Source organism: Actinosynnema sp. NPDC050801, assembly GCF_040673975.1.
In the GTDB taxonomy this organism is placed as follows: domain Bacteria; phylum Actinomycetota; class Actinomycetes; order Mycobacteriales; family Pseudonocardiaceae; genus Actinosynnema.
This window is the reverse complement of record NZ_JBFAQZ010000023.1, coordinates 88,541-103,213: the sequence shown is the minus strand read 5'-3', so window position 1 is coordinate 103,213 and position 14,673 is coordinate 88,541. Positions and strand designations below refer to the sequence as shown.

Below are 14,673 nucleotides of genomic sequence, written 5' to 3'. Positions count from 1 at the left end.
GTCCGGCGGTCACCCCGCGCGGTAGCGGGCCAGGACGTCCTCGCGGAGCAGCGCGCCGAAGCCGGCCCCCTGGAGGCGCAGGCCCAACTGCTGCTCGGTGAGGCCCAGCGCGGTCGCGGTGGTCGCGAGGTGCCAGTCGTGGGCCGCCAGGGTGGTCAGCAGGTGGCCTCGGCGGGTCTGGCCCTCCGAGAGGCGGAAGGTCTTCAGGTACGCCGTGCGGCCATCACGGTCGGTGATCAGCTCGCCGATGTGGTTCTCCTGCTTGAGGCGGAACGTCGGCAGGAAGCGTGACAGCGTGTAGTCGCCCATCCGGTACACGCGGCTCATCGCGTAGCTCTCGCCCAGCAGCCCGTCCGCCATCGTCGTGTCGTGGAAGCGGGCCCACTCCGCCTGCTCCCGGACCGCCGCCGCACGCAGGTCGGCCAACGACGCCACGTCGTCGGGCAGCCGCACGTCGAACCGCGGCGCGGGCGTCGTGAGGGTCGCGTAGTGATGGACCAGTTCGCCGTACATGTCCTGCACGAGGGTGGTGTGCAGCGCACGGTAGTCGTCCGGGTGGGGCACGACGAACGCCGCGGCCAACGCGTCGGCCACGTACACCAGCACACCGCACTGGCCCGGGTGCACCTCGAAGTGCTTCAGCGCGTCCGCCAGGCCCGCGACCTCGGCGCCCGAGTACGCCTCCTCCACGCGCGGCGACAGGCCCCGGCGGATGGCGCGCTGCGACCACTCCTCCCACACGACCTCCGGGCCGCCGAAGTGCAGCGCCAGGTACCCCTCGACCGCCACGTGCAGGGGCAGGAAGCGCAGGCGGTTGCGCTCGACCCGGCGCGCCATCCGGCGGTGGAAGCGCAACCTCATGCCGTGCGCGGGCGCCTCGTCGGCGGCGCCCCGCTCCATCTGCGTGCCGTACGCCGCGACCGGGGTGTCGTCGTCGGTCCACGTCGCCACGAAACCGTGCGGGATGTAGGACACGTAGTGCGTGCGGCGGCCCACCTCGACCAGGCCCGGCTCGTCCCCGTAGGCGCGGGCGTGCAGCCGCAGCCCGGTGATCGGCTCGTCGCGCGTCAGCGGCACGAGCCGGACACCGCCCCACACCTGCGCCGCACGCGTGGTCAGCCCGGTCAGGTCGAGCTCCACCGTCACCCCTCCTCCAGGAACCTGGCCACGCGATCGTCGAAGTGCGCCCGCAGGCCGGCGAACCCGGTCGTGCCCTCGGTGAACCGGGCGAACTCGACCAGGGCGGGCACGTCCTCCGCGTCGCGCACGCCGACGGTCGGCACCGCCCGCGCGAGCCGCTTCACGTCGAAGTCGACCGCGTCGTACACCGGGTTGAGGTGCACCGCGACCACCCGGCGCGCCGGGTCGAGCCTCGCCCGCCACACCCGCAGCACCTCCGACGCGAGCCCGTACGGCGCGTTGTCCCAGCCGTCGGACACGATCAGCAGCCGGTCCGGCGCGTGCTCCAGCGCGTCGAGCACCCGCTCGCCCAGCGGCGTCATCCCGTACGGGCGGGCCAGCAGGGCGTCGGTGCGCCCCGACGTCCACAGCGGTACGTACTCGGCCGCCAACTCCGCCAGCAGGTAGTGGCAGGCCAGCGCGACCGCCAACGGCCGACGGCGCTTCTGCGCGGACCCGGACGCCGAGAAGCTGTCGTCCAGCACCGCCGCGACCCGACCCCACCCGCCCGCGGCCCGCCCGGCGGCACGGACCGCCGCCGCGCGCAGCGCGCCGGTCAGCTCAGCCCGCCGTTCGACCCGCTCGGGCACCGGCAGGGCCAGGACGTAGGAGGCCAGGCGCGTCAGCGGCACCGACCCGAGGTCGACCGCCACCGCGGCCTTGTCCCGACGCGCGGACTGCTGCACCCGGAGCCGTTCCAGCCTGGTCATCCGGGGCTCGATGCGCTTGAGGAACGTCGACCGGTCGATCCCGTGCTTGGCGGCGAACCCCTCGGCCACCGTGTACGGCAGCCCGTACACCGACGCCTGCTCGTAGTGCGCGCGCCGCCAGGTCTCCAGCAGCGGGGTGTCGTACCGGCGGTGGTCGCCGGGCGTGAACAGGAACGGGCCCAGTTCGCCGTGCGGCGCGACGTGCGCGTGCCGCAGGGCGAGCTTCAGCCCGGTGCGGTACTTCACCGCGTCGAACGCCGGGTCGGGTCGACCCGCGACCCACTCGCGGATGATCGCGCGGGTGCGCCGGTTGTTCACCCGTGCCCGGCGCAACGCGCGGAACAGGTCGTACACGCGCTGCGGCGGCAGCACCCGCAGCCGCCGGGCGATCAGCCCGCCCTCGACCCGCCGCTGGTCGGTGGTCGCGTCACCGGTGGTCTCCAGCAGCTTGCGGACGATCAGCGCGGCGTTGTGGTCGTTGATGTCCAGCGCGAGCGCGGCCGCGTACAGGTCCCGGTAGTTGCCGATCACGTAGTCGTGCAGGAAGTCCAGCGACAGCCGCTGGTCCTCGGCCCCGCCGTGGAACTCGCGTTGCGAGGTGGACGTCGTCGCCGCGTTGATGAACATCAACATGTCGTCGGCGGTGAGGGCGTCCATGCGTCCACGCTCCGGGAGTGGTGTCGGGGCCGGCCGGGGAGTGGGGGCACGATCAGCGAATCATCGCTTCACAGGCGGGTTCCGGAAGTCGCACCGAAGTCCCGCGGCCGGCCGGCGAACTCTAGCAACCGGCCGCCCGGATCCGCCCGGGCATTTCGGCAGCGGCCCGCGCCCCCGGTGCCGAGCAGGGGCTCGGCACCGGGGGCGCGAAGGTCGTGCCGCGGGTCCGCGGTCACGTCGGGACGACCGTCAGACGGCCGTGCGCGACCACTGCTGGTTGGTACCCGTGTTGCAGGTGTACTGCTTGAGGACCACGCCGTCCGCGGTGGACGCGGCCGGCACGTCCACGCACTTGCCGCTGTGCCGCGCCCGGAGCTGGAAGTAGCTGCCGTTGGCGACCATCTGGAACTGCTGGTTGGTGCCGCTGCCGCAGGTGTACTGGACGATGTCGGCGCCGTCGGCCGTCGAGGCGGTCACCACGTCGAGGCACTTGCCGCTGTGCCTGCTGACGATGCGCCAGTAGCCGCTGCCGGCGTCCTGGAACTGCCACTGCTGCCACGCGTTGCCGCCGTAGGTGTACTGGCCGGCGCGGGCGCCGTTGTCGGCGGTCGCCTGGGCCAGACCCATGGTCTTGCCGCTGTGGCGCACGTCGACGCGGTAGGAGGTCGGCGGCGGGTTGGTGGTGCCGTCACCCCACGCGTACCGGAGCCGGTCGGCGCCGGAGGTGTTGCGGATGGTCAGGTTGAGATCGGTGCCGCTGCCGCTGAGGGCGTACATCGAGTACCAGTCGTAACCGAGGTTGTCCTTGTACTTGCCACCGAGCGCGGGCCAGTAGGTGCCGCCCATGTTGTTGTCACGCATGACCTGTGCGATGGCACGGATGTAGCGCACGAAGTTGTCGGTGCTGTTGGCGTCGGCGTAGTTCAGGCCGGTGGACATCGGGGCGCCGAACTCGGTGGCGACCGCGCGGGAGGCGCAGTTGCCCAGGCGCGTCTGGATGTGGCTGCGGAACTGGTCGTAGGTCATCGCGCCGTAGAAGAAGGCGTAGTGGTGGAAGGACAGCAGCGTCGAGTTGAAGCGGCTGTCGTTGCAGACGTCGCGCAGGTCCTGGCTGAAGCCGGTGCCGCCGATGAGCACCCGGCCGGGCACCGCGGAGGTGTGGTAGGAGAGCCAGTTGGCCGCGACGTTGCGCCAGTCCGCCGAGCTGTAGCCGTGCGGCTCGTTCATCGGCTCGAAGTAGACGTTGGCGTTCGAGCCGTAGGTGTTGGTCACGCTGGACCACATCGTGTTCCAGGCGGCGAGGTTGGTGATCCGGCCGCCGGAGGCGGCGCCGTCCTCCCAGTAGGCGAGGATGACCTTGAAGCCGCGTTCGGTGGCGGCGTCGATGGCGCCGCGGTAGGCGTTCCACCAGGTCGTGTTGGCCACGGTGTGGGTGTTGATGGGCAGGCGGACGGTGTTGACGCCCAGGGTGGCGGCCATGTCGTCGTAGAGGGCGTTGGCCTTGGCCCGCACCGTCGCGTTGCTGTCGGACTGGCTCAGGCCCTGCACGACGAGCGTGCCGGTGCTGAAGTTGTCACCCATCACGGCCCAGTTCATGCCGCGGAACTGACTGGTGGCGGCACTGGCCGGTGGCGTGGAGACGGCGAGTCCCGCCGCGGTGAGCGCGGTCACCGCGAGGGCGACCAGCGCCCGGCGCAACGGCCGGGTGCGCCGCGGTGGTCCTGATGGATGACCACCAGACGCCATGATCAGTGTCATGAGATGTCCAATCGCTCGATCGGGGTCGGGGAGGGAAGCGCTTGCCGGTCAGGCTCAGACCTGGTCGCGGCTCCACTGCTGGTTGGTGCCGCTGCCGCAGGTGTACTGCTGGATGTCGGCGCCGTCGCCGGTGCCGGAGTTGACGACGTCGAGGCACTTGCCGCTGTGCCGTGCGACGAGCCGGAAGTGGGCACCGGTGGCCTGCCACTGCCACTGCTGGTTGGTGCCGGCGCCGCAGGTGTACTGGATGATGTTGGCGCCGTCGGCGGTGGAGCCGTTGGCCACGTCCAGGCACAGGCCGCTGTTCTGGTTGACGACGCGGGAGTAGCCGCCGCCGGCGTCCTGGAACCGCCACTTCTGGTTGGCGCCGCCGTTCCAGGTCCACTGCTTGATCTCGGCGTTGTTCGCGGTGGAGGCCGACACGACGTCCATCACCTTGCCGCTGTTGCGGTTGGTCACGCGGTGCGCCGGCGCGGAACCGGGCACGTCGGCCACCGGCAGGATCGTGCCGTGGCGGCAACCGGGGCACATGATCTGGCTAAGGCCGGACCAGGAGTCCAGGTTCGAGCTGGTGGCCGTCCAGATGCCGCCGTTGGTGTACTTGTCGACCCAGATCCGCCAGGAGCCGTCGCTCATCCGCAGCACGGCCGGTCCCTCGTAGCCCGAGCTCCACAGCCGACCGCGGTTGCCCCACCCGCCGGTGAGGCTCGTGCTGGTCCAGTGCTCGATGTACTTGGTGGTCTCGTTCTTGGTGAAGGCGTGGTAGGTGCTGCCCGACTTCACCACGTAGGTGTCGATGTAGTTGTAGCCGAGGCCACCCATCTGCACCGGCCCGCTCCAGGAGGTCAGGGAGCTGTTCTGGGCGGTGAAGAGGTAGGGCCGGAAGCAGTTGGAGCACGTCGTCTGGGCGATGCTCACGATGATCCGGACGGTGCCGCCCTCGACGTAGAACTCGGGCGCCCAGGTGAACCGCGTGTCGGCGACGCCGGAGCCGACGCTCGCCACGTGCGTCCAGTTGACCAGGTCGGGGCTGGAGGCGATGTTGAAGTGCGTCGAGTTCGTGGTCCACGACTGGACGGTGTGGGCGATGTAGTAGAGCCCGTTGTGCTGGATGACGCTGGGGTCCCGCAGCACGCCGGAGGGGCCGCGGTAGTCGGTGTCGGCCAGCACGCCGAAGTTCGTGCCGTTGGCCGACGAGTAGACCCAGAGCTCCTGGTCGGCGGCGGCGTCGCCCTTGAACGTCGTGTAGACGTAGCCGGGGGCGGCTTGGGCGGGTGACACGACCGCCACCGCGGTGCCGGCGACGGTGAGCGCCACGAGGCCGAGCCGGGCCAGCCAGCGGCTGACCTTCGGCAGTCCGTTCACGGATGATCTCCTAGGTCGGTGGGACGGGTCCGCGCTGCGCAGCTGCGACCGACGTCGAAGCCGTGTGGTGTGAGCGTGAACATGGCTCACGTCGACAGGTGCGCTGTCCGATCTGGACGGACAGGTGGCACTCGCTAGTCGGCGGCGTGGCCGTCCCGCGGACCGGCCCGGTCCGGGCGCCCGGAGTGGTTCGTGGCGGCGTTCGCGGCTGGTGTGGTCACGCGATCGCGGCGGGAGGGTGAAGAGTTCATCGTTGATCTCCTCGGGAATGTTCGACGACTGCCGGACGGTCGACCGGGCCGGGGAATCGGCCGGGGTCGGTGGAACGCCGACGGCTCATCGGGAATTGCCCATAATGTTTGCGCTAACATCAAAAGCCGTCATAGTGTGCGAGCAAAGTCCTTAAGGTGTCAAGAGCGCAATGGTCGGCCACTTCCTGCCACTCCGCGGGCCGCTCCACCGTCGGGGTGGGTCGCACCGCCGTGCCGTGCCGCAGGTCAACGGTGTCCGAAACCGGGAGAAAGGGCTGGTGGCGGCCCTGTCGATGTCCGTCGGGCACGCCGCGGTCGCCGCTCGGCACCGCCTTCGTCCCCGGCCGTCGACGCGTTCACCGATCACGGCCGACCGAGGGCGTCCTTCGGGCGCACCTCGCGGCGGTGGTCGAATGAGATCGCCGGTTATCGGATTTCTTCGACTGTATTCGAAGCTGAGCACATCTTTGCGGCGTTTATCGCCTTCGCCCCGGCCGTCGTGACGGCTCCGGCCGAGGGATCGGGCCGAGGGATCCGGCTGAGGCGTCAGCCGAGGAAGTCGATGATCGCGGCGTGGAAGTCGGGGTTGCCGCCTGTGCTGCCGTGGTCGCCGGGCACCAGGAGGAGCCGGGCGCCGGGGATGGCGTCGGCCAGCACGTGCGGGCGTTCGGCGAGCGGGTCGTCGTGGCCGGCGATGACGAGGGTCGGGGCGGTGATGGCGGCGAGGTCGATGGCGCCTTGGTGCACCGCGCGGGCCTGTGCGGCCAGGGAGGGCAGGTCGGCCGCCGACGTCTCGGCGAACGCGCGCATCGCCGCGACCTCGGGTGGCACGGTGCGGGGGTCCGCGGCGAGGAGCGCCTCGGCGAGGACGTCGTTGGGCAGCACCCGGGTGTCGACGCCGCCGAGCTCGACGACCCCCGCGCCGACGCCGCCGACGACCAGCCGGCGCACGGCGCGTTCCTCGACCGCGGTGAGCAGGGCGATGACGGCGCCCATCGAGTAGCCGACCAGGTCCACGGCCGGGACGTCGAGGGTGGCGAGGACGGCGCGCAGGTCGCGCGCCATGCGTCGTTCGCCGTAACGGGTGGTGTCGATGGACTTCCCGGACATGCCGTGGCCTCTGGCGTCGACGCCCACGACGCCGCGCCCGGCGGCGGTGAGGGCGGCGACCGCGCCGCGACCGGCCCACTCGACCAGGGTGTCGGCGGCGAAGCCGTGCAGGAGCACCACCGGGACGGGGTCCGGGTCGGTGCCGGGGGCGGGGTCCCAGTGGTGGTGGACGATCTCGGTGCCGTCGTCGACGACGAGCGTGGCGGTCCGCGGTGGGGCGACGAGCCCGGCTTCCGGTCGGGCCTCGGCCGCGGTGAGGTCGTCGGTCATGTTGCGTCTCCCGGAGGGGTCCGTGGCGGTACGGGTGTGCGGGTGCGGGCCCGTCGAACGGTACGGCGGGTCGGCGGCACCCACTCCGGGTGGGCACGGCCGAGCGCCGTTCGCCCGGTCAAGTGAACTTCGGCTGACCTCCACCAGTGCGTTCATCATGTGGGAGGCGGACGTTCCGCGTTGACCCGGTAGCCCTGTGCTGTTGGAGTGGTGGCGTGCAGCGACCGACCGTGTTGACCAGGCGCCGCCACGTGGACTTCGTCCGCGTGGGCGCCCAGGGCTGTTGCCCCCGTTAGGCCACGACACCGTCCACGCCCTGTCCTGTCCGGACAGTTCCGCCGCTCGCCCAACCCACAGCTTGGAGTTCCACCGTGCCCGAGAACCGGGAGCGGGAGCCGCTGAAGTTCGCCTACTGGGTGCCGAACGTCAGCGGTGGCCTCGTCGTCAGCAAGATCGAGCAACGCACCGATTGGTCCTACGACTACAACCGCGAGCTGGCCGTGCTCGCGGAGGACAACGGCTTCGAGTACGCCCTCAGCCAGGTCCGCTACATGGCCGGCTACGGCGCGGCCTACCAGCACGAGTCGACCAGCTTCAGCCTCGCGCTGCTGCTGGCCACGCAGCGGTTGAAGGTGATCGCGGCGGTGCACCCGGGCCTGTGGCACCCGGCGGTGCTGGCCAAGTTCGTCGCCACGGCGGACCACCTCTCTGGTGGTCGTGCCGCGGTGAACGTGGTCAGCGGGTGGTTCAAGGCCGAGTTCACCGCTCTGGGTGAACCGTGGCTGGAGCACGACGAGCGCTACCGCCGGGCCGAGGAGTTCATCCGCGTGCTGCGCAAGAGCTGGACCGAGGAACCGGCCGAGTTCACCGGCGACTTCTACCGGCTGCACGGCTACGACCTCATGCCGAAACCCCTGGAGGTGCCCGGACGCGTGCACCCGGAGGTCTTCCAGGGCGGCAACTCCACCGCCGCACGGGCGATGGCCGGACGGGTGTCGGACTGGTACTTCAGCAACGGTAAGGACTTCGACGGCATCACCGAGCAGATCCAGGAGGTCAACAGCACCGCCGCCGTCCACGGCCGCACGGTGAAGTTCGGGCTCAACGGCTTCCTCATCGCCCGCGACACCGAAGCCGAGGCGCGGGAGACGCTGCGCGAGATCGTCGCCAAGGCCGACACCGAAGCGGTGCACGGGTTCCGCGACGCCGTGCGGCAGGCCGGCAGCTCCACCGGTGACAAGAAGGGCATGTGGTCGGACTCGGCGTTCGACGACCTGGTGCAGTACAACGACGGGTTCCGCTCCAAGCTCATCGGCACGCCCGAGCAGATCGCCCACCGGATCGTGGAGTACAAGCGGCGCGGCGTGGACCTGCTGCTGCTCGGTTTCCTGCACTACAAGGAAGAAGTCGCCTACTTCGGCAAGCACGTGCTGCCGATCGTCCGCGAGCTCGAAGCGTCCCTCGACCCCTCCGCCGCCACCCCCGAACCGATCGGAGCCCGCCCGTGACCACGTCCGCCCAGCACACCTGGACCACCGCGCCCAGCACCTCCGACGAGTGGATCTCCCGCGCGCGCGAGGTCGCCACCCTGCTGGCCACCGACGCGGTGGCGCGCGACCGCGCTGGGGCCACCCCGCACGCGGAAGTCGCCCTGCTCAAGGACTCCGGCCTGGTCACCCTCCTCGGCCCGGTCGAGCACGGCGGCGGCGGGCAGGACTGGACCACCGCCTACCGGGTGATCCGCGAGGTCGCCGCGGGCGACGGGTCGATCGGGCAGCTCATCGGCTACCACTACCTGTGGTTCTGGGCGGCCCGGCTGGTCGCCACCCCCGAGCAGGTGGCGGCCGTGGAGGAGCAGGCCACCCGCGAGCGGTGGTTCTTCGGCGGCGCGGTCAACCCGCGCGACAACGACCTCGTCATCACCGACCACGGCGACGAGATCGAGTTCACCGGCCGCAAGTCGTTCTCCACCGGTGGCAAGGTCTCCGACGTCACCGTGCTGGAAGGGGTGCTGGAGGGCACCGACAAGCACATCTTCGCCATCGTGCCGTCGCACCAGGACGCCATCGTCTTCAACGACGACTGGGACAACGTGGGCCAGCGCCTCACCGAGAGCGGCAGCGTGGAGATCAACGGCGTGCGGGTGCCGTGGGCGCAGGCCGCCGGTTACGTCGACAAGGAGTTCCAGCCCCGCACCTACAACACCCTCAACGTGCCGCTGATCCAGTTGGTGTTCACCAACTTCTACCTCGGCATCGCCCAGGGCGCGCTGACCACCGCCACCTCCTACACCAGGGACAAGACCCGGCCCTGGCCCTACGGCGGCGACAACAAGGACTCGGCCACCGAGGAGTTCCACGTCCTGGAGACCTACGGCGACCTCCAGGCCAAGCTGTGGGCGGCGGAGGCGCTGGCCGAGCGGGCCGCGGGGCTGATCGAGCGGATCAACTCCCACCCCGACGAGGTCACCGCGCGCGAACGGGGCGAGGCGGCGGTGGTCATCGCGGCGGCCAAGCAACGCGCCGTCGACACCGGTCTGGAGATCGGCACGCGCATCTTCGAGGTCACCGGCGCGCGGGCGACCGCCGCCTCGGTCGGGCTCGACGTCTTCTGGCGCAACCTGCGCACCCACAGCCTGCACGACCCGATCGCCTACAAGCGCGCCGAGGTCGGGCGCTACGCGCTGCTGGGAGAGGTGCCGGAGCCCACGTGGTACACGTGATCGCCGACGACGCGGAAGCCGTCCGGACAGCCGCCGAGCTGTCCGGGCGCTTCGCCAAGGGCGCCGCCGAGCGCGACGCGCTGCGCCGGCTGCCGCGGGCGGAGCTGGACGAGCTGTCGGCGTCGGGCCTGCTCGGCATCACCGTCCCCGCCGAGCACGGCGGGCCGGACCTGTCGTGGACGACGGTGCTGGAGGTGTTCCGGCTGCTCGCGGTGGGCGACCCGAACATCGCCCAGGTGCCGCAGAACCACTTCGTCTACGTCAACGTGCTGCGGCAGCGGGGCAGCGCCGGGCAGCAGGCGTTCTTCTTCGGCGAGGTGCTCGCGGGCAGGCGCTTCGGCAACGCCCAGTCCGAGGCGGGCACCAGGCACGTGCAGGACTACCGGACCCGGTTGCTGCCCCACCCCGACGGCGGCTTCGTGCTCGACGGCACCAAGCACTACTGCACCGGAGCGTTGTTCGCGCACTGGATCCCGGTGCTGGCCAAGGACGGCGACGACCGGGTGGTGGTGGCGTACGTGCCGGCCGACGCGCCGGGCGTGGAGGTGGTGGACGACTGGGAGGGCATGGGCCAGCGGACCACCGCCAGCGGCACGGTCCACCTGCGGCAGGTGCGGGTGCCCGCCGAGCACGTCGTGCCGCACCACCTGACGTTCACCGGCCCGCAGCTGCACGGCGCGCGGGCGCAGGCGCTGCACGCCGCGATCGAGGTCGGCCTGGCCCGCTCGGCCCTGTCGGAGGCGGCGGACTTCGTGCGCACCAAAAGCAGGCCGTGGTTCGAGGCGGGCGTGGAGCGCGCCGCCGACGACCCGCTGACCGTCCAGCGCTTCGGCGAGCTGGAGGTGCGGGTCCGGGCCGCCGAGGCGTTGCTCGTCGCCGCGGGCGCGGCGCTGGACTCGGCCGGGGCCGCGTTGGACGACCGGAGCGCGGCGGCCGCGTCGATCGCGGTGGCCGCGGCGAAGGCGTTCGCCGAACCGGTGGCGCTGGAGACGAGCAGCGCGCTGTTCGAGGTGTCGGGCACGCGCTCGGTGCTGGACGGGCTGAACCTGCACCGGCACTGGCGCAACGCCCGCACGCACACCCTGCACGACCCGGTGCGCTGGAAGGTCCAGCACATCGGCCGCTACGCGCTCGACGGCACACCGCCGCCGCGCCACGGCCTGATCTGACGGAGGTGGACGATGTCCTCGATCCTGGTGCTGTCCGGGAGCCCTTCCCCGACCTCGCGCACCGCGGCCCTCGCCGAGCACGTCGCCGACCGGCTGCGCGGTGACGGCCACGCCGTGCGCACGGTCCGCGTCCGGGACCTGCCCGCCGAGGCGCTGCTGAGCGCCGACGCGGGCGACCCGGCCATCGCCGAGGTCGTCGCGGCGCTGGCGGAGGCGGACGGCGTGCTGGTGGCCTCACCGGTCTACAAGGCGGCCTACAGCGGGGTGCTGAAGGCGCTGCTGGACCTGCTGCCGCAGTTCGCGCTGGCCGACAAGGTGGTGCTGCCGGTGCTCACCGGGGGCAGCCCGGCGCACGTCCTGGCCGTCGACTACGCGTTGCGGCCGGTCCTGTCCTCGCTGGGGGCGCACCACGTCGTGCAGGGGTGGTTCGTGCTGGACAAGCACATCACCACCACCGGTGACGCACCCGCGCTCGCCGCCGAGGCGCAGCGGCCGCTGCACGACGTGGTGGACGGCTTCTCCGCCGCACTGCACTCCCGCCGTCCCCTGCTGGCCGCGCCCTGACGGTCCGACACCCGGCCCGACACCCGACGTCCCGACACCGACGTCGGCGAGGAGCACCGGCCCGACACCCGACGTCCGACACCCGATGCCTGACGAGGACTCCATGTCACTGACGTTCCACTGGTTCCTGCCCACCTACGGCGACAGCCGCTACCTCGTCGGCGGTGGTCACGGGGTCGCCACGACGGTGGCCGGTGGCGACCGGCCCGCGACCCTGGCCTACCTGGGGCAGATCGCCCGCACCGCCGAGCAGCTGGGTTTCGCCGGCGCGCTCACCCCCACGGGCGCGTGGTGCGAGGACGCCTGGCTCACCACCGCGATGCTGGTCGCGACCACCGAGCGGTTGAAGTTCCTCGTCGCCTTCCGCCCCGGCCTGGTCAGCCCCACGCTGGCGGCGCAGATGGCGGCCACCTTCCAGCGCCACTCCGGCAGCCGGCTGCTGCTCAACGTGGTGACCGGCGGGGAGGACCACGAGCAGCGGGCCTACGGGGACTTCCTGGACAAGGAGGCCAGGTACGCGCGCACCGACGAGTTCCTGACCGTCGTGCGGGCGTTGTGGCGCGGCGAGCGGGTCGACTTCGACGGCGAGCACCTCGCCGTCGCGGACGCCGAGCTGGCCCGCACCCCCGACCCGGTGCCGGAGGTCTACTTCGGCGGTTCCTCGCCCGCCGCCGGCCGGGTGGCCGCCCGGCACGCCGACGTCTACCTCACCTGGGGCGAGCCGCCCGCCCAGGTCGCGGAGAAGATCGACTGGATCCGGCGCGAGGCGGCCGCACTGGGCCGGGAGCCCCGGTTCGGCGTGCGGCTGCACGTGATCAGCCGCGACCGCGCCGACCAGGCGTGGGCCGAGGCGAAGAGGCTGCTCGACGCGCTCGACCCGGCCACCATCGCCCGCGTGCAGGAAGGCCTCGCCCGCAGCGGTTCGGAGGGGCAGCGGCGGATGATCGCCCTGCACGGCGGCAGCGGGGACGGCCTGGAGGTGTACCCGAACCTGTGGGCCGGCGTCGGCCTGGTGCGCGGCGGCGCGGGCACCGCCCTGGTCGGCAGCCACACGGAGGTCGCCGAGCGCATCGAGGAGTACCACGCGGCGGGCGTGACCGAGTTCGTCCTGTCGGGACACCCGCACCTGGAGGAGGCCTACTGGTTCGGCGAAGGCGTGCTGCCCCTGCTGCGGGACAAGGGGTTGTGGCGGCACCCCGTCGACGTGCCCGCCGAAACCGTGCGCGGCATCCCGTTCGCGTCGACGCGCTGACCCCGCCACCGGGCGGGATCGCGGCGAGGGCGCCGGTCACCCGGCGCACGACCTCGGCGGCGGGCGCGCGGACGGTCACGTCCTCGCCACGTCCTCGCCACGTCCTCGCCACGTCCTCGCTGCGGCGGCGCCGCACTGGGCACGGCGCTGCGGGAGCACCCCGGCGACCTCGAAGTCTCGCTCGACGTCCGGGAAGCCGGGCTGCGTCCCCTCATCACCAAGAACCAGCGCACCGCGGCTCAGGCAGCAGATGTCCGTCCCGTCCAGCCGCACGGCCGCGGTGCCCCGCTCGGTCGCCCTCGGTCCGCGTCGGGGACGCGGACCCGCGGACCGGTCAGACCAACGCGGCCTCGGCGTACCGGCCCGCCGGGCGGGGCAGGCCGTAGTGCTCGCGCAGCGTGCGGCCGGTGTACTCGGTGCGGAACAGGCCGCGGGCCCGCAGCAGCGGCACGACGTGGTCCACGAAGTCCTCCAGGCCGGACGGCAGCAGGGGTGCCATCACGTTGAAGCCGTCCGCCGCGCCCGTGGTGAACCACAGCTCGATGTGGTCGGCGATCTGCTCGGGCGTGCCGGCGACGACCTGGTGCCCCCGCCCGCCGCCGAGGCGGCCGAGCAGCCGGCGCAACGTCAGCCGCTCCCGCTGCGCCAGGTCGCGCACCAGCTCGAACCGGCTCTTCGCGCCGTTGACGTGGCTGACCGGCGGGAACTCCGGCAGCCGCTCGTCCAGCGGGTGGTCGGTCAGGTCGACGCCGATCAGCTCGGTCAGCTGCCGGACCGCCCGCACCGGGATGATCAACCCGTCCAGCTCGTCGGCCAGCGCCCGCGCCTCGGCCTCCGTGCCGCCGAGCACCGGGACGATCCCGGGCAGCACCTTGACGCCGTCGGCGTCACGTCCCCGGGCCGTGACCCGGCGCTTGAGGTCGGCGTAGAACGCGGTCGCGTCACCGTGCGCCTGGTGGGCGGTGAACACCGCCTCCGCCCACGCCGACGCGAACTCCCTGCCGTCCTCGCTCGACCCCGCCTGCACCAGCAGCGGGTGCCCCTGCGGGCTGCGCACCGCGTTCAGCGGCCCGCGCACCGAGAAGAACCTGCCCTTGTGGTTGATCTCGTGCACCTTGGCGTCCTCGGCGAACACACCGGACTCCTGGTCCACGACCAGCGCGTCGTCCTCCCACGAGTCCCACAGCGCGGTGACCACGTCGAGGAACTCGTCGGCACGCCGGTAGCGCTCGGCGTGCTCGGTGTTGACCTCGCGGTTGAAGTTCTGCGCCGACCGGTCGCCCGCCGTGGTCACGATGTTCCACCCGGCCCGACCGCCGCTGATGTGGTCGAGCGAGGAGAACAGCCGCGCCAGGTTGTACGGCTCGCTGAACCCGGTCGACGCGGTCGCGATCAGCCCGATGCGCTCGGTGGCCTGCGAGATCGCGGTCAGCAGCGTGATCGGCTCGAACCGGTTGGCCGCGGTGTGCCGCACGTCGCCCCAGATCTGCACACCGTCGGCGAGGAACACCGAGTCGAACGTCCCGCGCTCGGCGACCCGCGCCAGGTGCTGGAAGTGCGCGACCTCGTCGAGGGCACCGGGGTCGGTGCGGGGGTGCCGCCAGGCGGCTTCGTGGTGGCCGACGCCCATGAGGAACGCGTTGAGGTGGAGCTTGCGTGCGGACAA

The 14,673-nt window shown here is 71.9% G+C and carries 11 protein-coding genes; 5 read left to right on the top strand and 6 right to left on the bottom strand.

What is annotated here, in order from left to right:
* Positions 1-9: 9 nt before the first annotated feature.
* From AB0K14_RS34315 to AB0K14_RS34295, 5 genes are all read right to left on the bottom strand, one after another.
* Positions 10-1,146 (bottom strand): hypothetical protein, encoded by a 1,137-nt coding sequence (locus AB0K14_RS34315; RefSeq protein ID WP_360457737.1) that lies wholly within the window; start codon positions 1,144-1,146, stop codon positions 10-12.
* Positions 1,143-2,546: a hypothetical protein gene (locus AB0K14_RS34310; RefSeq protein ID WP_360457734.1), complete on the bottom strand. Its 1,404-nt coding sequence runs from the start codon at positions 2,544-2,546 to the stop codon at positions 1,143-1,145. Before AB0K14_RS34310 ends, AB0K14_RS34315 begins: the two co-directional genes overlap by 4 nt.
* A gap of 249 nt (positions 2,547-2,795) precedes the next feature.
* Entirely contained in the window at positions 2,796-4,304 is a 1,509-nt protein-coding gene (locus AB0K14_RS34305) for an RICIN domain-containing protein (protein ID WP_360457731.1), read from the bottom strand.
* A 54-nt stretch (positions 4,305-4,358) separates the two neighbouring features.
* Positions 4,359-5,669: an RICIN domain-containing protein gene (locus AB0K14_RS34300; protein ID WP_360457728.1), complete on the bottom strand. Its 1,311-nt coding sequence runs from the start codon at positions 5,667-5,669 to the stop codon at positions 4,359-4,361.
* A 797-nt stretch (positions 5,670-6,466) separates the two neighbouring features.
* The gene (locus tag AB0K14_RS34295; RefSeq protein WP_360457725.1) at positions 6,467-7,300 is read right to left on the bottom strand and encodes an alpha/beta fold hydrolase; all 834 of its coding nucleotides are present in this window, start codon (positions 7,298-7,300) and stop codon (positions 6,467-6,469) included.
* Positions 7,301-7,671: 371 nt separating this feature from the next.
* Here AB0K14_RS34295 and sfnG point away from each other — a divergent pair, with 371 nt between their 5' ends.
* The 5 genes from sfnG to AB0K14_RS34270 all read left to right on the top strand — a co-directional run bounded on the left by sfnG (position 7,672) and on the right by AB0K14_RS34270 (position 13,007).
* Positions 7,672-8,808, top strand: coding sequence for a dimethylsulfone monooxygenase SfnG (sfnG, locus tag AB0K14_RS34290; protein WP_360457722.1), 1,137 nt, complete (start codon positions 7,672-7,674; stop codon positions 8,806-8,808).
* Complete coding sequence (locus AB0K14_RS34285; protein ID WP_360457719.1) at positions 8,805-10,022, top strand: acyl-CoA dehydrogenase family protein; 1,218 nt, start codon at positions 8,805-8,807, stop codon at positions 10,020-10,022. Before sfnG ends, AB0K14_RS34285 begins: the two co-directional genes overlap by 4 nt.
* Positions 10,010-11,191, top strand: coding sequence for an SfnB family sulfur acquisition oxidoreductase (locus AB0K14_RS34280; RefSeq protein WP_360457716.1), 1,182 nt, complete (start codon positions 10,010-10,012; stop codon positions 11,189-11,191). Before AB0K14_RS34285 ends, AB0K14_RS34280 begins: the two co-directional genes overlap by 13 nt.
* 12 nt (positions 11,192-11,203) lie before the next feature.
* Complete coding sequence (ssuE, locus tag AB0K14_RS34275) at positions 11,204-11,755, top strand: NADPH-dependent FMN reductase (protein ID WP_360457713.1); 552 nt, start codon at positions 11,204-11,206, stop codon at positions 11,753-11,755.
* A gap of 103 nt (positions 11,756-11,858) precedes the next feature.
* Positions 11,859-13,007, top strand: a complete 1,149-nt coding sequence (locus tag AB0K14_RS34270) for an LLM class flavin-dependent oxidoreductase (RefSeq protein WP_360457710.1) — start codon at positions 11,859-11,861, stop codon at positions 13,005-13,007.
* Positions 13,008-13,341: 334 nt separating this feature from the next.
* Here AB0K14_RS34270 and AB0K14_RS34265 read toward each other — a convergent pair whose 3' ends face one another.
* Entirely contained in the window at positions 13,342-14,673 is a 1,332-nt protein-coding gene (locus AB0K14_RS34265; RefSeq protein ID WP_360457706.1) for an LLM class flavin-dependent oxidoreductase, read from the bottom strand.